At 35.4% G+C, this 22,279-nt stretch carries 23 protein-coding genes and 1 pseudogene; 5 read left to right on the forward strand and 19 right to left on the reverse strand.

Features of this window, described 5'->3' with window-relative positions:
• Window positions 1-327: 327 nt before the first annotated feature.
• From HMPREF2963_RS05275 to HMPREF2963_RS05305, 6 genes and pseudogenes are all read right to left on the reverse strand, one after another.
• On the reverse strand, window positions 328-618 hold the full coding sequence (locus HMPREF2963_RS05275) for a bacteriocin immunity protein (protein ID WP_070669102.1): 291 nt from the start codon (window positions 616-618) through the stop codon (window positions 328-330).
• 66 nt (window positions 619-684) lie between these two features.
• Window positions 685-903: pseudogene (locus tag HMPREF2963_RS09665) on the reverse strand (garvicin Q family class II bacteriocin).
• Window positions 904-910: 7 nt separating this feature from the next.
• Window positions 911-1,231: a hypothetical protein gene (locus HMPREF2963_RS05285; protein ID WP_070669131.1), complete on the reverse strand. Its 321-nt coding sequence runs from the start codon at window positions 1,229-1,231 to the stop codon at window positions 911-913.
• Window positions 1,232-1,908: 677 nt separating this feature from the next.
• A complete protein-coding gene (locus tag HMPREF2963_RS05295; RefSeq protein ID WP_070669105.1) occupies window positions 1,909-2,130 on the reverse strand; it encodes a Blp family class II bacteriocin in 222 nt (73 codons plus the stop codon).
• 229 nt (window positions 2,131-2,359) lie between these two features.
• Window positions 2,360-2,680: a hypothetical protein gene (locus HMPREF2963_RS05300; protein ID WP_003073339.1), complete on the reverse strand. Its 321-nt coding sequence runs from the start codon at window positions 2,678-2,680 to the stop codon at window positions 2,360-2,362.
• Between the two features lie 35 nt (window positions 2,681-2,715).
• Entirely contained in the window at window positions 2,716-2,943 is a 228-nt protein-coding gene (locus HMPREF2963_RS05305; RefSeq protein ID WP_004233901.1) for a bacteriocin, read from the reverse strand.
• A 231-nt stretch (window positions 2,944-3,174) separates the two neighbouring features.
• On the opposite strand from HMPREF2963_RS05305, the gene HMPREF2963_RS05310 reads away from it, so the two are divergent.
• The 3 genes from HMPREF2963_RS05310 to HMPREF2963_RS05320 all read left to right on the forward strand — a co-directional run bounded on the left by HMPREF2963_RS05310 (window position 3,175) and on the right by HMPREF2963_RS05320 (window position 6,115).
• On the forward strand, window positions 3,175-3,888 hold the full coding sequence (locus HMPREF2963_RS05310; protein ID WP_070669107.1) for a CPBP family intramembrane glutamic endopeptidase: 714 nt from the start codon (window positions 3,175-3,177) through the stop codon (window positions 3,886-3,888).
• A gap of 168 nt (window positions 3,889-4,056) precedes the next feature.
• Complete coding sequence (locus tag HMPREF2963_RS05315) at window positions 4,057-4,803, forward strand: response regulator transcription factor (RefSeq protein WP_025271905.1); 747 nt, start codon at window positions 4,057-4,059, stop codon at window positions 4,801-4,803.
• Window positions 4,804-4,807: 4 nt separating this feature from the next.
• Window positions 4,808-6,115, forward strand: a complete 1,308-nt coding sequence (locus HMPREF2963_RS05320; protein ID WP_070669109.1) for a sensor histidine kinase — start codon at window positions 4,808-4,810, stop codon at window positions 6,113-6,115.
• Window positions 6,116-6,159: 44 nt separating this feature from the next.
• Here the strand turns inward: HMPREF2963_RS05320 and HMPREF2963_RS05325 are convergent, their stop codons facing one another.
• The 3 genes from HMPREF2963_RS05325 to HMPREF2963_RS05335 all read right to left on the reverse strand — a co-directional run bounded on the left by HMPREF2963_RS05325 (window position 6,160) and on the right by HMPREF2963_RS05335 (window position 9,925).
• A complete protein-coding gene (locus HMPREF2963_RS05325) occupies window positions 6,160-6,309 on the reverse strand; it encodes a ComC/BlpC family leader-containing pheromone/bacteriocin (RefSeq protein WP_003025431.1) in 150 nt (49 codons plus the stop codon).
• Between the two features lie 93 nt (window positions 6,310-6,402).
• Entirely contained in the window at window positions 6,403-7,764 is a 1,362-nt protein-coding gene (locus HMPREF2963_RS05330; RefSeq protein WP_070669111.1) for a bacteriocin secretion accessory protein, read from the reverse strand.
• A gap of 10 nt (window positions 7,765-7,774) precedes the next feature.
• A complete protein-coding gene (locus HMPREF2963_RS05335) occupies window positions 7,775-9,925 on the reverse strand; it encodes a peptide cleavage/export ABC transporter (protein ID WP_006270130.1) in 2,151 nt (716 codons plus the stop codon).
• 483 nt (window positions 9,926-10,408) lie between these two features.
• Between HMPREF2963_RS05335 and HMPREF2963_RS05340 the strand changes: the two genes are divergently transcribed.
• Window positions 10,409-10,783: a hypothetical protein gene (locus HMPREF2963_RS05340; RefSeq protein ID WP_003069929.1), complete on the forward strand. Its 375-nt coding sequence runs from the start codon at window positions 10,409-10,411 to the stop codon at window positions 10,781-10,783.
• Window positions 10,784-10,838: 55 nt separating this feature from the next.
• Here HMPREF2963_RS05340 and HMPREF2963_RS05345 read toward each other — a convergent pair whose 3' ends face one another.
• The 7 genes from HMPREF2963_RS05345 to rplK all read right to left on the reverse strand — a co-directional run bounded on the left by HMPREF2963_RS05345 (window position 10,839) and on the right by rplK (window position 16,389).
• Entirely contained in the window at window positions 10,839-11,444 is a 606-nt protein-coding gene (locus HMPREF2963_RS05345; protein WP_006267096.1) for a superoxide dismutase, read from the reverse strand.
• Between the two features lie 69 nt (window positions 11,445-11,513).
• Complete coding sequence (gene holA, locus HMPREF2963_RS05350; protein WP_006270145.1) at window positions 11,514-12,551, reverse strand: DNA polymerase III subunit delta; 1,038 nt, start codon at window positions 12,549-12,551, stop codon at window positions 11,514-11,516.
• Window positions 12,552-12,631: 80 nt separating this feature from the next.
• Complete coding sequence (gene cvfB / locus HMPREF2963_RS05355) at window positions 12,632-13,486, reverse strand: RNA-binding virulence regulatory protein CvfB (protein WP_006270135.1); 855 nt, start codon at window positions 13,484-13,486, stop codon at window positions 12,632-12,634.
• 112 nt (window positions 13,487-13,598) lie between these two features.
• Window positions 13,599-14,156 carry a ribosome recycling factor gene (gene frr / locus HMPREF2963_RS05360; protein WP_003069936.1) on the reverse strand — a complete coding sequence of 186 codons (558 nt, stop codon included), beginning with the start codon at window positions 14,154-14,156 and terminating at the stop codon, window positions 13,599-13,601.
• A gap of 3 nt (window positions 14,157-14,159) precedes the next feature.
• The gene (gene pyrH, locus HMPREF2963_RS05365) at window positions 14,160-14,900 is read right to left on the reverse strand and encodes a UMP kinase (RefSeq protein WP_003069937.1); all 741 of its coding nucleotides are present in this window, start codon (window positions 14,898-14,900) and stop codon (window positions 14,160-14,162) included.
• 284 nt (window positions 14,901-15,184) lie between these two features.
• Window positions 15,185-15,874, reverse strand: coding sequence for a 50S ribosomal protein L1 (gene rplA / locus HMPREF2963_RS05370; RefSeq protein ID WP_070669114.1), 690 nt, complete (start codon window positions 15,872-15,874; stop codon window positions 15,185-15,187).
• 89 nt (window positions 15,875-15,963) lie between these two features.
• Window positions 15,964-16,389 carry a 50S ribosomal protein L11 gene (gene rplK / locus HMPREF2963_RS05375; RefSeq protein ID WP_003025466.1) on the reverse strand — a complete coding sequence of 142 codons (426 nt, stop codon included), beginning with the start codon at window positions 16,387-16,389 and terminating at the stop codon, window positions 15,964-15,966.
• Between the two features lie 161 nt (window positions 16,390-16,550).
• On the opposite strand from rplK, the gene HMPREF2963_RS05380 reads away from it, so the two are divergent.
• Complete coding sequence (locus tag HMPREF2963_RS05380; RefSeq protein WP_003069942.1) at window positions 16,551-16,904, forward strand: DUF3397 domain-containing protein; 354 nt, start codon at window positions 16,551-16,553, stop codon at window positions 16,902-16,904.
• Between the two features lie 16 nt (window positions 16,905-16,920).
• On the opposite strand, the gene HMPREF2963_RS05385 is transcribed toward HMPREF2963_RS05380, so the two are convergent.
• From HMPREF2963_RS05385 to HMPREF2963_RS05395, 3 genes are all read right to left on the reverse strand, one after another.
• Entirely contained in the window at window positions 16,921-19,299 is a 2,379-nt protein-coding gene (locus HMPREF2963_RS05385; protein ID WP_070669116.1) for a cation-translocating P-type ATPase, read from the reverse strand.
• 252 nt (window positions 19,300-19,551) lie between these two features.
• Entirely contained in the window at window positions 19,552-21,849 is a 2,298-nt protein-coding gene (locus HMPREF2963_RS05390; protein ID WP_070669117.1) for a DNA translocase FtsK, read from the reverse strand.
• Window positions 21,850-21,935: 86 nt separating this feature from the next.
• The gene (locus HMPREF2963_RS05395) at window positions 21,936-22,145 is read right to left on the reverse strand and encodes a PspC domain-containing protein (RefSeq protein ID WP_003032121.1); all 210 of its coding nucleotides are present in this window, start codon (window positions 22,143-22,145) and stop codon (window positions 21,936-21,938) included.
• Window positions 22,146-22,279 lie beyond the last annotated feature (134 nt).

Consider the following 22,279-nt stretch of genomic DNA (forward strand, 5'->3'; position numbering starts at 1 on the left):
TACCAATTTTTAAATTCTCCACAGTAGAAGGATTCAGACCAGCCATTAAAATCCGAAGATGATCATCCAACCAATACAAGTAATTTTTAGCAAACGCTTCTTTCACCCAATCAGGTTGTTCAGCTTCTCTGCTAATTTTCCAAACATCAGCTATTTTATTTTTATAAATCGCTTTCATTTACACCCTCCCAGATGTTATCGAAAATCTTTCTTGATATGCTACTCTCCTATTTTCCACACAATTTTGTGTCCACTTATTATACCATGTCCAGTACCAATCTTTTCAGTGGTCTTATATAGAAGCTAATTATCAATCCACACAAATACCTAGATTATTCTAATATGATACAAAGCCCTCAGCTCCTTTAACTGACTTGATTCAGTACTTGACAGTCGTATATTATTGTTTAAAAGTACTTTAGAAATATCAATATTCATACGATTCAATATATAAGGTGTAGATGTCCCATCAAACTTCAATTCTGTTCGATAAGAATCCAGCACTTGATATAGTGGATTCGCGTTTTTACTATCAAATTCAGAAAACATTTGGTTGATAAGAAAAATTGCTCGTCCTCTTCTTTTCTGCCCACCAGCAAACCATCTTAAAGTTCCCATAATATTACTCCTAAAACAATCTAATTTTTATATTCGCTTTTAAAAGACTTGTTAATGTCTTGGAATCTACGGACCATATTCTGCCCAGCCTTTAACAATAACATCTGTAGTTGCTTGAAATATTCCTTTAGTAACTTTATAATCTCATCGACCATTACTATAGCGACATGCATAACCATTTGCTCCTACCATAACAGGCTTACAATATCCTGAACCTCCACCACTAATTTCGGAAAGCTGAACATCTGATAGCTCATTTACAACTTCACCTTTTAGATTTAACATAAAATTCTCACTCTCTTTCATTTTTTAATATATTATTATTTAAACACAAAATATAACCAACAGTATAAAACACAACAATAATATGACAATAGAAAAAGGACAAAATATTAGGAATATCTGAGAAGAAAATTTTATAACCAACAAATGTAATTATAACAATAAACATCAGCAATGTTTTTTTAACAAACTTTTTGTATAAATCAAAAGTTTTTAATAAAGTAATTTCAGGTCTATTCTGTTTGTATGCAAAATAATGAATTAATATTTCTAATACCAAACTAGAGAGACCAAGGTTTAGTATGTTAATCACTTTAATTTTAAAATACATTCCTACTATAGTAATTAATATAATAGATATCAGCATTGTTATTATTGCTCTCTGTGTATTCTTCATATTTATCCCCTTTTAACCTCCTTAACAAATAAATTGTTTCCCTAATAACTAGCTCTACCAAATTTGCAAGAATTTCAGAATTCAACACTTCAAATTTTTCTAATATTTTTATATTCATCATAATACCTATTTTTTAGCTCACTTTGTTCTATTTCAATCTAATAAACTTGATATAACATTTTTATCTTTTGTAGCTGTCCAAATCTTGAATGGTATAAATCTTAAAATAGTCTACCAAAAAACCAAAGGTTCTAAATAACGAATCACTTAGAACCTTTTTTCTGAAAAACCGTGCCTATTTTTTGATAAAATATTACATAAAACTCAATTTGTCACATAGTAAACTGGGGTAAAACATGTAGAAAAATAAACATCACTATAGCTGACAAAGTAATAGCAGATATCAAAGTAACTTTATTACTAAGTTTTAATATTTTTATACAGATAAAAGTATAGACTGAGCTCACTGCATAAGTTACAATAATCGCATAAAGCTGCTTTAAATCATGTACCCAATAATCTAATAACATGGCTCCTATCAAGCCACACAAAATACATAATTGTAGCTTCTTTAAATAGGTCATTATGTCTATCCTCTTTATTAGTTTGTACTATAAACCACTACATGCAGCTAATACTCCCGGAATGCTACCTATTAAACTAATCGGAGCTAACATTCCTCCAAATGTCGCTCCCCATGTTGCGGCTAAACAAGTATAATGTGCTTGTGTCATACCTGTAACAGGTGCTCCTCCTGGTCTCTTTCCCCCTTCAACACTTGCCAGCATTTCAGAGTTCAGTACTTCATATTTTTCTAATGTTTTTGTATTCATGATGAATACCTCCTTTTTATTTTCATACTTTTATCCTGTTGCAACCTGACGAATCTAGTATAGCCTATAACATATTTTATAAATCTGCAAATCCTGAATGGTACTTCTGACGTCCTGAATAGTGATTGTTCTAAATTAATCTGCTAAAAATCAAAGACTCTAAGTGAATTATAACCTAGAGCCTTTTTAGAAATGCGATAAAAGTGGTCAGAAAAATCAATTTATTTATCTACAAATTCTCTTGAATACGGTATTCTTTTTCAAATGTTTTTTGAGAAACTACCCGATGATTGGTAACATCCAAATAATCACCAATATAGCCCAACACATACATACCATAACCTGCAAATCCACCACCTATTGTTCCAACTGTACCAATTTTTAAATTCTCCACAGTAGAAGGATTTAACCCTGCCATTAAAATCCGAAGATGATCGTCCAACCAATACAAGTAATTTTTAGCAAACGCTTCTTTCACCCAATCAGGTTGTTCAGCTTCTCTGCTAATTTTCCAAACATCAGCTATTTGATTTTTATAAATTGCTTTCATTTACACTCCTTCACATTTATTATTTATTTTAAAATTTAACAGAAATTGCAAGAATTCGGTGTTCCACCCGTACCAGATGGAGAACAAGAACATGCTCTAAAGTTTCTGGTTGCTCCCCCATTTAGTTGATCTAGAGTTGGTCCACCACCATCTAAAGCTCCCAAAACAGAACCAAAGAAATTGCCCCATCCAAAGCCCCCTTCAACACTTGCTAGCATTTCAGAGTTCAGTACTTCAAATTTTTCGAGTGATTTTGTATTCATGATGAATACCTCCTTTTTATTTTCATATTTTTGTCCTGTTGCAACCTGACAAATTTAGTATAGCATATAATATATTTTATAAATTTATAAATCCTGAATGGTACTTCTGACATCCTGAATCGTATTTTTAACCATTTAGGACACCAAAGCTATCATTTGGGATTTCAATGAAATCTTTTATAAAAATTTTGTAGAATAAGAATATAAGGTTACCTCAAAATAGGAGATACGATGAAGAAATTAGCATTTTCACTCATTTTTATAATACTTTTTACTATTTTACTGGCAGGTCTTCCAGAAACTTTAGCCCTTCATATTGCTATTTTGTTTCAGTGGAATTTGGCAGCAGTTGGTGTTATGGTGTTGATTCAAGAGATGTTAATGCTGTTCTTCATTCTTTATCTCTTGAAACGAGCAGATTTATCCTCTATTTTTAAAAGGAAGAAAATCCATAAACGCGACATTGTAGCTTTTCTTGCTTTACTGTTCATCTTTTTCTTATTGGCAGACATAAGGAAAGACTTGGTACAATGTATGGCGCGAACGACTATGAATGCCAAACTTTACAGTAAGGTTGGTATCTGGAGTGGAGGAAAAATCTTTGATATTTGTAGTATTCTCATAACGATATTGATTGCTCCGATTGTAGAAGAACTTTTTTATCGAGGGTATATCATGTCTCGGTTCTTTACCAACTCAAAATATTATTTAGACGTCTTGCTTTCTGCTAGTCTATTTACATTAGGCCACATGGTCTTGCTTCAGAGAGACTGGGTCAATCTCAGTTTTTACTTTTTAAGTGGATTGGCACTATCTCTATTTTACCGTTATAGTCAAAACATCCGACTTCAGATTCTCTTTCATGTATCATGGAATTTATATACTTTCATAGCCTCTATCTGGTATATCCTTTATAATTGGATTTATTTTCATTTCTTTTTTTAGTAAGCAAAAACAAACTGATAGCTATAAAGTGTTATCAGTTTGTTTATTTTTTGAATCTATCGAATATTTTTATATTTTGTTCTTGTTAACTTCCAATCCTTTTTATATAATAAATACTAGAATTACACATAATTCTTACATATTTTATCAATCAGGAACATTATGAAAATGAATATTTTTATTTTAGAAGATGATCTTACTCAACAATATTATATGGAGACTATTGTTGAAGAAATTATCGAAAAACATCATCTTCAATATCATCATTTTGAAGTTGTTGGAAAACCTAAACAATTACTAGAAGCCATATCTGAGAAAGGAAGCCATCAGATTTTCTTTTTAGACATTGAAATCAAAACCGAGGAAGAAAAGGGCTTAGACGTTGCTAAAAAGATACGCGAGATAGATCCTTATGCCATCATTGTCTTTGTAACCAGTCATTCTGAATTGATGCCAACAGCGTTTAAGCTACAAGTGGGTGCCCTTGATTATCTTGACAAATCGTTATCAAAAGAAGTCTTTAAAAAACGGATCGAAACTGCACTGCTACATACTGAAAGCCTAACAGGTAAAGGGCTGGCAGACGATGCTCTTCTCTTTGAAACACCTCATACACAAATACAAGTGCCATTTAAAGATATTCTTTATATTGAAACTTCCTCTCGTCCTCACCGCTTAGTTCTTTACACACATAGAGGACGTACGGAATTTACTGCTAATCTTTCAGATATTTTAAAAAAAGAAAAACGGTTCTACCAATGTCATCGCTCCTTTGTTGTTAATCCAGCTAATGTCCATCAAGTGGATAAAGTAAATCATATCCTTCACTTCCAAAATGGTGCTACTTGTCTTATTTCCAGAGCAAAAATAAAAGGGTTAACAGAAGCCATTGCAGCCCTGCACCGGAGGGAATGATATTATGGTGCAATTATCATTGATTATCATAGACATGTTTTTATTGTTGTTTCTTTTTTCCTACATTAGTGGACAAAAATTAACAACTAGAACATATCTGATAGCAATTCTAACCAATTTACTTTATAGTATAATTTTTTCTTTTATTCCAAATAGTTTATTTTCTTATCTGATAGGTCCAACTTATTTTTTAATTTTTTCTTGGATTGTTGGAAAATCTTACAACAAAACGTTAAAAATTTTTTACGGACTTTTTCCAATCACACTATGGAATTTAATTCAACGCTTGATTATTTTTTTCATATCTCCTTTATTTAGTTTTAGTGTAGAAAGCCTCAATAAAAGTTTTTTTGGTCCGATTGTCACATCAATTATGGCAACGCTGATAGTATTACTTTTTTTGCGTTTAATTCAATATAATTTTAAGACATTAAAATCTCAAAAAATTAATCACAACGATAAGAAAATTATCATCTTTGTAAATATCAGCATGATTGTTTATCATCTTATTGTTCAAGTTCTATCTTATTTAGAAAACGAGAGTAACATACAGACACTAAATTTTAGAGAAAGTTTAGTAGTTCTTTATCTTATCCTTTTTGTGAGTGTTGCCAATTATTTAGACCGTCATTTACGAGAGAGAATCCAAAATGATTTAATGCTTCAAAAAGATTTACAGTTAAAAAATATGGAAAACTACAGTCATCACATTGAAGAACTGTACACAGAAGTTCGGAATTTTCGGCATGATTACGAAAATATTTTAATGACCTTAAAATTAGGAATTGAACAAAATAATCTAGGTATTGTAAAGAATGTATATCATTCTGTTTTGAAAGATTCCAATAAGCGCTTTCGCAATCCCAAGTATGATATCGGACGGTTAGTCCATATCAAAAATGAAGCTTTAAAGAGCCTGCTAGCTGCTAAATTTGCACAAGCTCAAGAGCATAATGTAGCCGTTTCATTGGAGGTTCCAGAAGATATTTACCCGCAAGGAATGGAATTAGTTGACTTTATCACCATTGTCTCCATTTTGTGTGATAATGCTATTGAAGCTGCTGCTCCAACTATGACGATTGCTTATGTTTTGTCAGAAAACAAGCAGGTATTCTCCATTGAAAATACTATAAAAGAGGAACATATAGACATGTCTCGTATTTTTGATGCAGGAGTTAGTTCTAAAGGAGCTGGGCGAGGAATTGGATTATCAAATGTCTTAGCAATTCTGGATAGGTACCCAAATGTTTCTCTTACTAGCGCTAGTCAAAATTATCGTTTCCAGCATGTCCTTGAGATTCATCTGAATTAAAGAAAACCATTGCTGTAATATCAAGTACAGTAATGGTTTTTATGTTATCCTAAATCAGGTTGTCCAAGTTTGCCTAATTTATACTTTTTTAAATAAGGACTAAATAAGTCTTCCAACCAGCCGCCACCGACGACTTGTTCGAGTTCTTGACTTGTAAGTGTATGAAAATGATCCAATGTTTGTTTTTTGTCCATAATAGGAACCTCCTTTTTGATATATTTATTATAATCCAACTGTTGAATAATGAATCGTTAAATCTTAAACGGTAGTGATTTCGTCCTAAACGGTCATTCGACATTGTTTAACAGTTTGTCTTTGTAGTAATCAAAGAATGATTTTTTTGCAATGACAATAGTTACTCTTCCTTGTAGACCATACTTGATAACTTGTCCATTGGACTTAGAAATTTTAGCTTTGGCAGTTACTTTAAAAAGGTTTCCTTGTTTTGTTTCAGTAGCGGAAGTATCAATTTTATTGATATTTCCGATAATGGTGATGGACTGCTTTCCAATTTTTTCTAAAGTTAAACGAGTGGTTTGTCCTTTTTTTAAATTGGTCATATAGGCTGAAGGTACATAATAAGTGATAAGGACTTCGTTTGTTTTGGTGATATCTGGATAGATTTGGGCAATTTCAGTTCCTTTAGGTAATAAGTTGTTCCCTTTTAACTTTTCACTAATATGCAGAACACCTGTTTCGGGAGCGACTAATCTATTGTTTTGAAGCTGTACATTTGCTTGATTCAATTGATTCTGTAAATCAGTGATTTGCGTTATAAGGGTTGCTAACTGTTGGTCAGCCGTTTGGATAAATTGTGTGCGGAGTACTTCGATTTTCGTAGAAAGACTATTGTCATAAGTCGCCGCAGTTCCAGTACCAGCTTTTTGAATCTTTAGATTCGCAATGGAAGAGTTTAAATTGGATATATTGGTATCAATTTGAGACAAATACTGATTTGTGAGGGAAGTATCTGGATTAGCTTGATACTGTTTCTTATACATGTTGAATGTTGTCTGATGTGGATTACTCTTTGGTAAATGTGAAACATTCTCTGAGATGACCTGATGCAGTTCACGATAATCATTTATCTGTTTTGTTAAATCATTGATTTGCTGATCAATCGCAGCAATTGTGTTATGAGCCAAAGAAGCTTGTTTACTGACTTCGATATTGCTTTTTGAAATTCCTAATGATAGATCCTGTGATTGTTTGATAAAATTGTTAAAAGTATTAGCATAGCCAAATTCATCTTCACCCGAAAAAAGATTTATCCCTTGATGCAAACTCGATTTGAGTGTTTCTAAGCCAACTTTTTGTCGTTGATAAGTCGCAAGTTGAGTTTTAATAGCTGTTTGTTGAGAGACTTCTATATTTTTTACATATTGAATCAACAACTCTCCTTTTACGACTGCCTTATTTTCAGCTAAATGGTTAATCAAAATCGTATTATTGCTGCTTGATTGGATCATAGCAATGACTTTCGTTGGCGTAATTTCACCGATAGATTTGACAGTCACTTCCTTTTGACCAATAATGGAAAAAAGAACCAGAAATAGAACGAACAATACCAAAGGAAGAATAAGAACGGTCGCAAAGTTATGGTATCTTCGATGATAAAATTCTACACTTTTAAACAAATTGGGATTCATAATTCACTCCTTATTTATTAAATAAATGATGATAAAAGCCTTGTCTTTCCATCAATTCAGCGTGGGATCCAGTTTCAATAATCTGCCCTTTATCAAGAACAATCACTTGATTTGTCCGCTTTGAAATGCTGAGACGATGAGCAACAAAAATAATCGTTTTGTCTTTTAAGCCCATCAGATTGTCAATGACCTTTTTCTCAGTTAGAACATCCAATCCGCTCGTTGCCTCATCAAGAATAAGAATTGGTGACTTTGTTAAGAGGGCGCGTGCTAGAGCAATTCTTTGCTTTTGTCCACCTGATAGACCAGCTCCATCGGACAATTCTGTTTGATATCCCATAGGCATTTGTTCAATATCCGAACGAATTTCTGCAATTTCACAAGCGCGAATAATCTCTTCTTGAGAAAATATTTGATTCGTCCCTAATGTAAGGTTTTCTAAGATAGAACCACTAAAAATATAGGCTTGTTGTGGTAAATAATTGATATATTGACGAAGCGTCTTCTTATCAATCATTTTAAGATCATTTCCATTGAGACGGATTTGCCCTTTATAAGGCTCATAAAAATGAACCATCATTTTGGCAAGCGTTGTCTTTCCCGAACCACTGATACCGACTAAGCTCACCTTATCTCCTATTTTTATTGTTAAGTTAATATCCGATAACGTATCTCGTCCGAAGCCGTATTTATAGGAGACATTATGGAACGTAATATCACCAGTCAAGAAACCTTTCTCTATAAGTGTTTGCTTAGTTTTAAATTCAGACTCTACTAAATAAACTTCATTCAACCGCTTGTTAGCAACCTTAGCCGATTGCAGCTTAGTTTGCAGATTAATAATACTTTCAAGAGAATTTGTAAAATAAGAAAGTAGAGCCGTAAATGTGATGAGCTGCCCAATTGAGATTTTCTCAGATATAACTAAATGCGCACCGAGCCATAAAATAAGCACATTTAAAATTAATTGAAAGCCTTGTTTAAGAGTTGTTTGAAAAATAGAATATTTACTAAGCGTAAAAGATTTATCTAAATAATTTACAAATTCGCTGTCTATCTTTTGGTAACGAGCTTCTTCGCTTGTTAAAGATTTAATGGTTTCAATGCCATTAATATCTTCGATAATAGCAGAATTTACCATAGAATTGCTTTGCATGACGTCATGATTCATTTTTTCAAAAGGCTTTATAAAAGCAAAAATAATCACCATATAGATAGGAATAGCAAGCAGAGTGAGGAAGAAAAGGTTGGTATTCTGTAATAATAATACCCCTCCTACTATTATCAAAATAGAAAGGTCAAGAAAGAGTGAAAGTATTGTAGAAGCGAGAGCATCAATAATGGAATTAGCATCTGTAAAACGAGAAATAATCTCTCCAGTGCGTCTCGTAGCAAAAAAAGACATCGGTAATTCAAAAATATGTCGAATATATGATAAAATCACATCGATGGTCAGCCGCTGACTAAGTACAATCAATAAGTAATCTCTGGAAAAACTCATCATTTGCTGCAAAATATAAGTAATAATCAGACCAATAGACACTATTCCAAGAGTTGATCTCATTTGATTTGGAATGTATTCGTCTAAAATTCCTTGTAGGTAGTAAGATCCAACAATATTGATGAGTGTCACAAGCAAACTAGCTAAAACAATATAGGTGACCAGCATTTTCTGTTTAAAAATAAGAGGAATTAAGCTTATCAAACCATTTTTCTTATCCTTATGTGGTTTATAGCTAGGTTCTGGTGCTAAAAAAATAGCAACACCAGTCCATTCTGTTGCAAATGTTTCTTTTGAGATCTTGGTTATTTTTACACTTGGGTCAGGATCTCCAACTAGCAGACCTTTTTTCGTATTTTTATAGATAACATAATAATGTGGGAGTTTAGCTTTTTTCTGAACATGAACGATAAAAGGATAGGGAATAGCTTCCATATCAAACAAGGACATATCCCCTTGAATCGGTCGTGTCTCAAAGCCTATTTCTTGTGCTGCTTGAACAATTCCAAGAGCCGTTGTCCCTTCTTTACTTGTCTTAGCAAGTTCTCTCAGATGTGCAAGAGAGTAGTCTGAACCATAGTATTTTGCAATGGAAGCCAGCGCAGCGACACCGCAATCTCTTGCATCTATTTGAGGAACAAATGTTTTCTTAACATTCACAACAATGATTTCCTTTCTAAAATAAACTCGGATTATTTTTTACGTAGCTAATAGTAGACACGTAATTTGAGATAAGCGTCTATTAAAACATAATTTATCATCATACTAAAAGCAGAGCCGGTTAGTAGTATACTTAATATGGGAATAGAATGGATAAATAAATAGCTGAGTGATAAAAAAAGAATAAACAGTGCTGTGGCATTGCTATTTCCCCAATTTTGAAATTTTTCTAGTCGTAATAATGCAGTATTTGAAATATGAAATATTTTTTCTAAAATGAACATGTATACAGAAGAATTCCTTTCCTTTTTATACTCTGATTATCTCAAAATATTTCTGAAAAGCATTGTAAAAATCCCAAATGGTAGCTATAAGGTCCTGAATGGTTCAAAAAATACCGTTCAGGACCTATAATAGACCGTTCAGGATTTGCTCAGTTATCTTTCATTTGATATGGTAGGATATAAGTCAGGAGGAAACATAATGATTCAAATTCAACCTTTTTCGTTTATTAGCTCTATGTCGCTATATTTTATCGCTCTCTATCTTCGCACGATCCATCAATTATTTAAAATAAAGCTGCAATTGACGCATTCTGCACAAAGAACTTTTCGTCCAACTACTTATTTTGTGGTACAATCCAAATTTTTCTCATTTAAAGATGCCACCAAAAGAATTGAAACAATCCGAAAATACGATAAAAGAGGGAAAATTGTCCTTATTGGAGAACATATTGATTATGAACTGCTGTTTAGAAATCACTATCTTGTTTTCGGTGTCATTGATCGAACCAATGATCATTCTCTAAAATTTCTCAAGGAACAAATCTGGTTTTATTTGGCTGGAATTTATAAGTAATTCTTATGATATATGACAACAGAAAAAGACGAACCCTTTTCAGATTCGTCTTTTTCTATTTCGCTGCTTTGTACAATTCATCGACCTTATTCCAGTTGATAACTGAAAAGAAAGCTTTAATGTAGTCTGGGCGAACATTGCGATATTTCACATAGTAAGCATGCTCCCAAACATCAATTCCCAAAATAGGTGTTTTTCCTTCAGAGATTGGCGTATCTTGGTTAGCAGTTGACATCACTTCTAGCTTACCTTCTTTGTTTACCACTAGCCAAGCCCAGCCTGAACCAAAGCGAGTCGTTGCAGCTGTCGTAAAGGCTGTTTTGAAATCGTCAAATGAGCCAAAAGTTGCTTCAAGATCTGCTGCTAATTCTGCTGATGGTGCTGTTTCTTCTGGAGTCATCAATTCCCAGAAAAGAGCATGGTTGAGATGACCACCACCATTATTGATTACTGCTTGACGGATATCGGTTGGAATAGACTCAACATCAGCTAAAAGTCGCTCTAAATCCTCACCGATTTCAGGATGTTTTGCTAGCGCCGCATTTACATTATTTACATAAGTATTGTGGTGTTTGTCATGATGCAAGTGCATGGTTTCTTCATCAATATACGGTTCCAAAGCATCGTAAGCATAAGGTAGATCAGGTAAAATAATTGCCATTGGTTTTTCCCCTTTATCATTTTATATGAAAATGATAACGTAGACCCACAAAATTTTCAACTTATTTGCTTATAAGTTGTGGGTTACAATCTTTAATAAAGCTAAGTCAAATAAGTAATCTTTTTCGTAAACCCCTGATTTAATTTGATAATCTGTTTCAATCAAGCAGGAGAGAGACTTTTGTAAAATTTCCAAGGATAATGAGCGGACATCGCGCAAGGCATATTTAATTTGATAAGGATTCACCTTTCGTCCCAAATAACCAGACAAATCTGCTACAATCTGACTTTCATTACGTCCATTTTCAAAGAGGATTTTCACTTGTGCAAATATACGAAACTGGCCCAACATAATTGCAATCAGCTTGATTTCATCTTCACCTTGCAAGGTCAAATCTCGTACCAAACTTCTCGCTGCGTCCACCTTTTGATGCAAAATCATCTGGGTAAGATCAAAAATATTATCCTGTAAAGTTTTTGGAATTGCTTCAGCAATGTCCTCGCTTGTAATGATGCCATCTTTTTTATAATCCTTTAAAAAAGCTAAGTTTTTACTAATTTCACTAAAATCGAAACCAGATTTAATAAGTAATTCTTCTAAAACTTGCGAACGAAGTTCTAACTCCTGTTCTTGAACTTGCTTACTAAAGTAGGTGCGTAATTCTTGTTCTTTGGGCTCACTTGCTTCAAAAATTTTACCATCTCGCTTGAGCAATTTTACAATTCGCCGTTTACTGTCTAACTTCCCTTCTGCAAAAATGACTAATTTTGTCGTATCTGCAGGATTTTCCAAATATTGCTCAAAAGATTTTAATTCCTCATCTGTCAAATAGCGCTTTTTAGCCGTTGTTATATCTAAAAAATGATCCAAAATAACGATTTTCTCTTCGGAAAAGAAGGGCAAACTCACTAAATCGATCTCCACATCTGGATAAGCAGCTTCTTTCATATCGAAATGGGTATAACGCAAATCTGCAGCTTCATAACAAATCTGCTGTAAGAACTGAGATTTTAATAATTCAAACTGACCCACGTCATCACCAGTCAAAATGGTTACGGCCGGCAAATTTTCTAAGCATAGCTGATTAACTTCTTCAATTGCTAGCATGATAACCTCCTTTTACGAGATTTATTTTTTAACACACTCTTTACTCTATCACAACTCTTGGGAAAAGACTGATTGGCATCTCAAACCAACTCCGTCCCACTTGCATCTTGCTTGATTTTGCCAGCTTTCATCAGACCGCCTAAAGCTTTTTTAAACTGTCCTTTGGAAATGCCAAAGGTAGTCTTTATATCCTCTGGGGACGACTTATCATTCAAAGTCATAAAACCTCCTTGACTTTCTAGATATGTCAGAATCATTTGAGCATCATTTTCCAGCATCTCAAAAGAGCGAGGTTTTAGTGAAAGATTGAGGGTACGATCAACTTCCCGAAAGCCAATCACCCGCACATCTAGCACTTGACCGAGACGTGGCTCGGTATAACGTTCGCTGGGGTGGATAAAGCCCAGCATATTATTCTCTGGCAGATAAACAAAGGTGCCAGAGAGTTTGAGTCGATAAACAAGGGCTGGCCAATTTTGATTTTGCATATTATTGTAGGCAGGACGCGCTAAGCGCTGAAAATCCTCCTGATAGGCCAAAAGTCCCCAGATTCGGTCTTTTTTATCGATATCTAGGCGAATATAAAGCTGATCCCCTTTTTTGGGCCAGAGTTCTTTTATCTCCGGCAAGATGTCCAGCGACACTACGATTTGCTTATCCGGAAGTCCTGTGTCGACAAAGACCCCCAGATCTTTGCGAACTTCTGTTACCATCCCCCAACCAAAAGTCGTCTGAGTTGCTGTGACTTCGAGAGTCGTCAGGCGAAGTCTCTGTTTCATATCACTATAAGCAAAACCTTTGACCGTTTCTCCTAGCTGATACTTACCTTCTTCTTTAGCTAAAGCATAAGTCTGACCATCCTTTTGAACAAAGTAAAAGCGATCGTTTTCATCGGTTACTAGACCTGTTATAAATGTTGCAAGATTTGTATTCATTTTTCTCTTTCTATCATTTAAAGGAGCATTGCTTCAGCTCCCTTTCAAAAGAAACTCAGCTAGCCAAACTAACTGAGTTTTAGTTTTTCATTTTCAATCATGGAAAGAAACATCACACTTCAAGCAATTCTTTTTCCTTAGTAGAAGTCATTTCATCGATGTGTTTAACAGCGTCATCTGTCACTTTTTGAATGTCTTTTTCAAGACCTTTCAGTTCATCTTCAGTAATTTCTTTTGCTTTTTCTTGCTTTTTCGCTTCATCCATAGCATCACGGCGGATATTCCGGATAGCAATCTTAGCATTCTCTCCAACTTTTTTAACTTCTTTAGCCAAATCACGACGAGTCTCTTCCGTCAAAGCAGGAATGACGAGACGGATAACAGAACCATCACTAGCAGGTGTAATACCCAGATCAGAAGCATTCAAAGCACGTTCAATATCTTTAATAGATGATTTATCAAAAGGTGTTACCAATAACACGCGCGCTTCTGGAATTGTGATAGAAGCAATTTGATTGAGTGGAGTTTCCACTCCATAGTATTCTACTGTAATGCGATCTAAAAGACTAGCATTCGCACGCCCAGCACGAATACTACCAAATTCACGTGCTAAACTTTGGTGTGATTGGGTCATTCTTTCTTTCGCTTTTTCTACAATTGCATTTGCCATAACTTAATCCTCTTCTTTTTCTACATTATTTGAAACAGTTGTTCCGATTTGTTCTCCGAAAACAACCCGTTTAATATTACCAGATTCGTTCATATTGAACACAACAAGGTCAATATCATTATCCATTGAAAGGGTAGAAGCTGTTGAATCCATAATCCGCAATCCTTTGTTAATCACATCGCGGTGAGTCAATTCATCAAACTTCACAGCTGTCTTATCTTTCTTTGGATCTGCATTATAGACCCCATCAACACCGTTTTTCGCCATAAGAATCGCATCAGCTTCAATCTCGGCCGCACGAAGGGCAGCTGTTGTATCCGTTGAGAAATAAGGTGAGCCAACACCGGCACCAAAAATGACGATACGACCTTTTTCCAGATGGCGAAGTGCTCGTCCACGAATGTAAGGTTCTGCCACTTGCTGCATTGCAATCGCAGTTTGGACACGAGTATCCACACCTACTTGTTGCAATGAATCAGCCATCACCAAAGCATTCATAACGGTCCCAAGCATTCCAGTATAGTCAGCCTGCACACGATCCATTCCTGCTTCTGCCGCAGGCTCTCCACGCCAGAGATTCCCACCACCGATAACAAGGGCAATTTCAATACCCAAATCATGCACTTCCTTGATTTCCTCTGCCATTTTTTGAACGGTTGAAATATTAATTCCTATCCCTTTCTCACCAGCAAGAGCTTCACCTGATAACTTGATTAAAATACGTTTATATTTCGGGACTACCATTTTTACTCTCCTTATTTTATCTGTACTATTTTACCATAATTTATAATTTTTATATAGTCCTATTTTTTAAAATATCAAAATTAACAAAAGAAATTTAGTTTTTTTGACTGACTCCTACTTCAATAATGTATGTAACATATCCTTTTTTCTCCTAATAGATTAATTGATTTATTCCAAAAACGTTGTTGCTTTTATCTGCTATTTTTATCAGTCTGATAAACTCCATTTAAATATGAGTTATTCATAAAAAAACCCTATCCATCGATAGAGTTTTTATTCTTAAATTAAAGCGAGTTGACATCAACCTTAATACCTACACCTTGAGTAGTAGTGATAGTAAGATTTGTCATGTATGTTCCTTTTACAGTAGCTGGTTTTGCTTTGGCAATCACATCGTGGAATGCTTTAAAGTTTTCAACCAACTTGTCAGCTTCAAATGAAACTTTACCAATAATAGCTTGTACGTTACCTGCACGGTCTGCGCGGTAAGTAATCTTACCCCCCTTAGACTCTTCAACTGCTTTTGCAACGTCCATTGTTACAGTACCAGTTTTAGGGTTTGGCATCAGGTTACGAGGACCAAGGACACGTCCAAGGCGACCTACAAGTGCCATCATGTCAGGTGTAGCGATTACTACGTCAAAGTCCAACCAGCCGTCATTGATTTTTGCAACAAGATCATCTTCACCAACGAAGTCTGCACCAGCAGCTCTTGCTTCTTCTGCTTTTGCACCACGTGCGAAAACAAGCACACGCTGAGTTTTACCAGTTCCGTTTGGAAGAACCATTGCACCACGGATTTGTTGATCCGCTTTTTTTACATCAATGTTCAAGTTATAAGCAACTTCTACAGTTGCGTCAAATTTTGCAAAGTTTGTTTCTTTTGCAAGTGCTACAGCTTCTTCTACACTGTATGCTTTTGTGCTGTCGATTTTTTCAAGAGCAGCACGAAGGTGTTTGCTTTTTTTAGCCATTTTCTATTCTCCTTGTAAGTGGTTCAATCGATTTTCATCTCCCACGTCCTTCTCGTCTGATGAAGTCTTGCGGGTTTGGGTGTTATTGATTAGTCAACAACAGTGAATCCCATAGAACGAGCAGTACCTTCGATCATACGCATTGCAGACTCAAGGTTTGCAGCGTTCAAATCTGGCATCTTCGTTTCAGCAATTTCTTGTACTTGTGCACGAGTAACTGTTGCAACTTTCGTTTTATTAGGTGTACCTGATCCTTTTTCGACACCAGCAGCTTTTTTCAAAAGAACAGCAGCTGGTGGAGTCTTTGTAACGAAAGTAAATGATTTGTCTTCGTATACAGAGATAACAACTGGAATAATCATGCCAGCTTGATCAGCTGTGCGAGCGTTGAACTCTTTTGTGAATCCCATGATATTGATACCGGCTTGACCAAGCGCAGGACCAACTGGTGGAGCTGGAGTAGCTTTACCAGCAGGGATTTGCAATTTTACAAGTTTTTCGACTTTTTTAGCCATTTTTAAATCCTCCTTTGTGGTTTTGGCGGTAACGTAATATTTTTACCTCCCACAAGTATGCTCATGCATACTTTTCTATTATACACTAAAGCTGCTAAATTGCAAGAAAAAACACGAAAAATTTTTCTATCTTTCTCCAGTTTTTATGGTAAAATAAACTTATGACATTATTAAAAATAGCTTCTGTTTTATTTATCTTTTTAACTATTATTTTAACTATTATTATCACCAAATTATTTCGTCTGAAACAATTTGGCTTAAATTTTGCAGATTTGGCCTTTCCACTTCTCGTGCTAGAATTCTATGTCATCTCAGATAAAGCTTTCTATCACAGCTTATTGCCAGAGCTGACTTTAGCGCTCTCTACCTTAGCAATTGCTATTACCGTTTATTTTCTTAGAGTTAAACGCAGTTTTTACTATCCCAGATTTTTTAAATTCTTCTGGCGAGCTGGTTTTATTTTGACCTGCTTTCTATATCTCGCTATGGTGATTGGTTTGTTTTTATCAAAATGAAAAAATATCGGAAATTTTAGATTTCCGATATTTTTTTTGCTGCTTGATATCTGTTCAACCATTGATCACATGTAGCAAATAATCGATTACTAATATATTGAAAGAATCTCATTAGCGATTCTAACATTAAAGAGAGAATGATTGTGAGGATAATGGTGATAGGTGAGATTTTAGATAAAGAAAAGATAGAGTGAAATAATAATCCTGAAACTATTAACCCAATAATATTAAAAAGTACTATCGTCGTTTTCATTCGATTAAGTGGCTGGATTAGTTTTATGATAATAATAAAACCAACTACGGCTAACAAGATAACTGATGAAGTTGCAACTTCTTGCGTAGATAATCGAAAAATTCGACCGCACACCATGACAATCAAAACGGCTAGCAAATCAACAAGCGCTGCCGGTATAGCATTCTGCAAAACTGTTCTAATAAAACGCCCTCGAATGCGTTGTTTATTCGGTTCCAGAGCTAACATAAATCCCGGAATCCCAATCGTAAATGCACTAATCAAAGAAATTTGGGAAGCTTGTAATGGATAAGTAAAAGCAAACAAGCTAGATAAAATAGCTAGCGAAATGGAAAAAATATTTTTTACAAGAAATAAACTAGCAGAGCGTTGAATGTTATTGACAACTCTGCGTCCCTCTGTCACAATGTGGGGCATATGTGAAAAATCAGAATCCAGCAGAACAACTTGTGCAATTTGCTTAGTAGCATTATTGCCAGATTCCATAGCAATGCTGCAATCTGCTGTCTTCATCGCTAAGATATCATTCACACCATCCCCTGTCATGGCGACTTTGTGCTGATTGGCTTGAAGCGCTTGAACAAATTTTTGTTTCTGTTGAGGAGTTACTCGACCAAAGATAGTATATTTTTCAACTGCTTGAGTGATTTTTTCATCAGTATCTAACGTTTGTGCATCTATATAATTCTCTGCATGAGGAATCTCTGCTTTGGCAGCAACTGCCGCAACTGTGACAGGATTATCTCCTGAGATAACTTTAACTTCCACACCTTGAACATTAAAATATGAAAATGTTTCAGCCGCATTTTCTCGAATTGGATTTTCCAAAAGGATAAATAATAGTGGTTCTATCGTTTGAGTTAACTCACCTGTAAATGGTTGTTCTTTTGACTCAGCAAAAACAAGAACCCGCGTTCCACTTTCTGCATACTTTTGGATATAGCTGCGATATTCTTCCAGTTTTTCTTTTAATACAAATTCTGGAGCTCCTAAAATAAAGGTTCCCTCGTTAAAGCAAATGGCACCAAATTTGTTTTTTGAGCTAAACGGAAAGGTTGACAATACAGCCCAAGACTCTTTTGCTATTTCTGACACAAAAAAGTTTCGAATCGCTGCAATCGTTTCATTCTCATCTGGACTTGCAGCGAGATATTGTTTAAGGGCTTCGCGTGAGGTATTTTCGTTTTGATGGACAGAAAAAATTTGTGTGACCTTCATCGTATTTTCCGTAATGGTCCCAGTCTTATCTACACATAAAACATCCACACGAGAAAGAGACTCTATCCCTTTCATGCTATTTAACAAAACTTTCTGTCTCGCCAGACTAACCGCTCCTAAAGCTAAGGCTAAAGTCATCAACAGGTAGAGACCTTCTGGAATCATACCAATAATCGCCCCTACTGTCGAGACAATACTAACCTGAAAACTTTCATGATTGGTCACATAGCTTTGGAAAAATAAGATGAGTCCCAAAGGAATAATCAAAAATCCAATCGCCTTGACCAGATTATTGACAGAATGAACCATTTCAGATTCTTCTTTTCCAGATACTTCCTTAGCTTTCAACGTTAGTTGATTGATGTAAGAATCATCGCCTACTTTTTCTAAACGAGCATAAGCCTTGCCAGATACGACAAAACTACCTGACATGATGGTGTCATTTTCTTTCTTTACAATTTCGTCAGCCTCACCAGTTAATTGTGCTTCATTGACCCTCAAACCACCTGATACAAGGCAAGCGTCTGCATAAATTTGATCGCCTGCGGAAAAAAGAACGAGATCATCTTGTACTAGATCTTTCGTGTCTAGCTGAACTTCTCTTCCGTCTCGCATGGCAATTGCCGTATTGTGATGAAGCAACTGCATTTTACTCAATATTTTTCTAGCTCTTAATTCCTGAACAATTCCAATCAAAGAATTGATAATAACAATAGGTAAAAAAAGTAAATTATTCCATGATTGTACAATAACTAGCAACACAGCAAGGACAAAAAATATAACATTAAAATAAGTAAACACATTCGACTGAATGATTTGCCAAGTTGTTTTTTCCGTGCTAACCGTTACTTCGTTGACCAAGCCTTTTTGGACGCGTGCTTTAACTTCTTTTTGACTAAGCCCTGTAAGTATCTCTTTTGACATATAGCCTCCATTTACAAGTCATGGTCTAATTTTATCAAAAAAGTCGAGTTTAAACCGTAGAAAAGTTACAGAATTGAAAAACATGAGATTTTCCATACTTTTTCTACAGAACTTTTGAAAGTTGATGAAAAGAAGCGATTCTACAACAAAAATGGCTTTTTTCATAAGAACATTTGTTTCAATCAAACAAATTAGAAAATCTTCTTATCTCAACCTCAAAGAGTATAAACTTTTCAATAGCACAGTCCATTTTTAGTTGTTCAATAACACTTTTCTTGGCTTGGTTCCTTCTGCTGGTCCGATAACACCAGCAGCTTCTAGCTCTTCCATAAGCCGAGTTGCACGATTAAATCCGACAGACAATCGACGTTGGAGCATTGAAGCACTGGCCTTTTGAGTTTCTATAACTAAAGCCTTGGCTTCTTCAAAGAGTGGATCTCCTTGTTCACTCTCGCTACCTGAATCCATATCATTTTCAGATACTTCTCCCGGGTCAAAATTATCATCATAATCAGCTTCTGCCTGATTCTTGACAAAGGTTACAATGTGCTCTACATCTTCATCAGAAATGAACGATCCTTGCAGACGAACAGGATGATTTTCATCAATCGGCTTAAAGAGCATATCCCCACGTCCCAAGAGTTTCTCAGCGCCATTTTCATCTAGAATCGTTCGACTATCGGTTCCGCTAGAGACAGCAAAAGCAATTCGTGACGGAACATTTGCCTTGATGAGTCCAGAAATAACATCAACTGACGGACGTTGGGTAGCTAAAATCATATGAATCCCAGCTGCTCGTGCCTTTTGCCCTAAGCGAATAATGGCATCTTCCACTTCTTTGCTAGCTACCATCATGAGGTCTGCCAACTCGTCCACAATGACCACAATCAAAGGAAGAGGAATTTGTTTATATTCCGGTTGACTTGCATTGTATTCAGCTACCTTAGCATTGTATCCTGCAATATTGCGAGCACCGACCTTAGAAAAGAGCTCATAACGATTTTCCATTTCATCTACCACTTTTTGCAAAGCTCGACTCGCCTTGCGAGGGTTGGTCACAACAGGGATAAGCAAGTGAGGAATATCATTATAAACAGACAATTCAACCATTTTGGGATCGACCATCATGAACTTGACTTCATCTGGTCGTGCTTTCATGAGAATACTAGCAATAATGCCATTGACTGCAACAGATTTCCCTGAACCAGTCGATCCTGCTACTAGCAAGTGAGGCATTTTTGCCAAATCAAACGTCCGAACAGATCCATTGACGGCTTTTCCTAGAGGAATTTCGAGGAATTTCTTATCATCTGTCTTAGACTGTTCCCAGAGTTCACGGAAAGTGACCATCGCAATCTCTGAGTTTGGTACTTCAATTCCGACCAGAGATTTACCTGGAATGGGTGCCTCAATCCGCACATCTTTAGCGGCCAAAGCCAAAGCTAAATCGTCAGAAAGATTGGAAATACGATTAACCCGCACGCCGACAGCTGGTTTAACTTCATACTTAGTCACAGATGGTCCGATTTCAGCTCGTTCAACAGTAGCACGAATACCAAAGCTAGCAAAGGTTTCTTCTAAAATCTTGATATTTCCGCGGACAATTTTCTTTTCTTTTGATTGATTTTTAGGCTTATCAGGCGCAAACAAATTGATCGTTGGCAGTTTGTAATCGAAACTTTCTTTAGGAGTGAAATTCACTTCCACATCTTCATCTATATCATCTTGCTGATCTTCTTCGTGTGATTTCTCAGTTATATCCTCATCATAATCGTAGATTTCCGGTTCTCCCTCTTCAAATTGAATCGGAGTATGCGCCAAAACATCATCATTTAAAATTTCTCCCATTTCAGGATCAATTTGAGATTCATCTTGCTCCATCTGAATAGCATTCATTGTTTCCTGTGCAGCTTTTTCTTCTTTCTCCACAAATCGTTGTTGGCGCTTCGCTTCCCGCTTTTCATTCCATGTATGATAAACTTCACTTAATTTTTCAAAAATATCATAAATTGAATATGGACTGATAAGAAGGAAACCTAACAATATCAAGAGAACACCAATAAAGTAAGAACCAATATTTGAAAATAAAAAGGCCACAGGAGCATAAAGAGCAGCTCCTAATAAACCGCCACCAGCAAAAGCACTGACTTTAAATGAGCTTAAATCTGTTAAAATCCGCGACAAGGTTATACTCAGAACCTGCTCTTTTAAATTTAAAATATTTACAAAATAAGCTTGAAATATGAGTAGAAAGCCAATAAAAATACTAAAAAAGCCTGATTTATAACCTTCATGCTTATTGACCCACTTAAAAAAGAAAAGATAAATGAGACTACCTATAATAGCCATATAGGCCAAACTTCCTACTAACAATCGAATAAGGTTGTAAAGAGTGATTCCAACGGCACCCCATTTTAAGGCTGCAAAAAGAAGCAAAAAAGCAACTCCGAAAGTTACTAACATCCTTCGAATAGCTTTTTGACGCTCTAATTCTGCTTTTGTCGGCCGTCGTGTTGTTCGGCCTTGTCTACTATTTTTCTTATTTGCCATAACCTTTATTATATCATAAGTTAGCTGCTAATCCAATGAAAGAAAAAAGCAGAAGTTCCATGTTTCCACTTTTTAAACAACATTGCTTACTTCCAAATCACATCATCATTCCCATCATCTTCTGGCAAGACAAACCACAAAATCAAGTAAGGGATCAGACCGATTCCATATACAAAAAATGCTACTCCCCAGATTAGTCGTACAATGGTAGGATCAATGTCAAAATAATTTGCAACACCTGCACAAACACCCGCAATTTTTTTATTTCGCACGTCTCTTGTCAATCTTTTAGCCATTCTCTATCCCTCCTTTATAGACTTATTATAACATAAAATGTTTATCATTAAATTAATCTAATAAAGAATTTCCGTATACTAATTGTCAAAAATTCATCGTCAGCAGGATTAAAAACATTACTTTTGCAATCGAC

The sequence above is a fragment of the Streptococcus sp. HMSC067A03 genome, assembly GCF_001814295.1.
GTDB classification, from domain to species: Bacteria; Bacillota; Bacilli; order Lactobacillales; family Streptococcaceae; genus Streptococcus; species Streptococcus constellatus.

Coding starts and splice junctions, on each gene's coding strand:
- HMPREF2963_RS05275 (WP_070669102.1), bottom strand. CDS start 618: ATGGGAACTTTAAGATGGTTTGCTGGTGGGCAGAAAAGAAGAGGACGA.
- HMPREF2963_RS05285 (WP_070669131.1), bottom strand. CDS start 1,231: ATGTATTTTAAAATTAAAGTGATTAACATACTAAACCTTGGTCTCTCT.
- HMPREF2963_RS05295 (WP_070669105.1), bottom strand. CDS start 2,130: ATGAATACAAAAACATTAGAAAAATATGAAGTACTGAACTCTGAAATG.
- HMPREF2963_RS05300 (WP_003073339.1), bottom strand. CDS start 2,680: ATGAAAGCAATTTATAAAAATCAAATAGCTGATGTTTGGAAAATTAGC.
- HMPREF2963_RS05305 (WP_004233901.1), bottom strand. CDS start 2,943: ATGAATACAAAATCACTCGAAAAATTTGAAGTACTGAACTCTGAAATG.
- HMPREF2963_RS05310 (WP_070669107.1), top strand. CDS start 3,175: ATGAAGAAATTAGCATTTTCACTCATTTTTATAATACTTTTTACTATT.
- HMPREF2963_RS05315 (WP_025271905.1), top strand. CDS start 4,057: ATGAATATTTTTATTTTAGAAGATGATCTTACTCAACAATATTATATG.
- HMPREF2963_RS05320 (WP_070669109.1), top strand. CDS start 4,808: ATGGTGCAATTATCATTGATTATCATAGACATGTTTTTATTGTTGTTT.
- HMPREF2963_RS05325 (WP_003025431.1), bottom strand. CDS start 6,309: ATGGACAAAAAACAAACATTGGATCATTTTCATACACTTACAAGTCAA.
- HMPREF2963_RS05330 (WP_070669111.1), bottom strand. CDS start 7,764: ATGAATCCCAATTTGTTTAAAAGTGTAGAATTTTATCATCGAAGATAC.
- HMPREF2963_RS05340 (WP_003069929.1), top strand. CDS start 10,409: ATGATTCAAATTCAACCTTTTTCGTTTATTAGCTCTATGTCGCTATAT.
- HMPREF2963_RS05345 (WP_006267096.1), bottom strand. CDS start 11,444: ATGGCAATTATTTTACCTGATCTACCTTATGCTTACGATGCTTTGGAA.
- holA (WP_006270145.1), bottom strand. CDS start 12,551: ATGCTAGCAATTGAAGAAGTTAATCAGCTATGCTTAGAAAATTTGCCG.
- cvfB (WP_006270135.1), bottom strand. CDS start 13,486: ATGAATACAAATCTTGCAACATTTATAACAGGTCTAGTAACCGATGAA.
- frr (WP_003069936.1), bottom strand. CDS start 14,156: ATGGCAAATGCAATTGTAGAAAAAGCGAAAGAAAGAATGACCCAATCA.
- pyrH (WP_003069937.1), bottom strand. CDS start 14,900: ATGGTAGTCCCGAAATATAAACGTATTTTAATCAAGTTATCAGGTGAA.
- rplA (WP_070669114.1), bottom strand. CDS start 15,874: ATGGCTAAAAAAAGCAAACACCTTCGTGCTGCTCTTGAAAAAATCGAC.
- rplK (WP_003025466.1), bottom strand. CDS start 16,389: ATGGCTAAAAAAGTCGAAAAACTTGTAAAATTGCAAATCCCTGCTGGT.
- HMPREF2963_RS05380 (WP_003069942.1), top strand. CDS start 16,551: ATGACATTATTAAAAATAGCTTCTGTTTTATTTATCTTTTTAACTATT.
- HMPREF2963_RS05385 (WP_070669116.1), bottom strand. CDS start 19,299: ATGTCAAAAGAGATACTTACAGGGCTTAGTCAAAAAGAAGTTAAAGCA.
- HMPREF2963_RS05390 (WP_070669117.1), bottom strand. CDS start 21,849: ATGGCAAATAAGAAAAATAGTAGACAAGGCCGAACAACACGACGGCCG.
- HMPREF2963_RS05395 (WP_003032121.1), bottom strand. CDS start 22,145: ATGGCTAAAAGATTGACAAGAGACGTGCGAAATAAAAAAATTGCGGGT.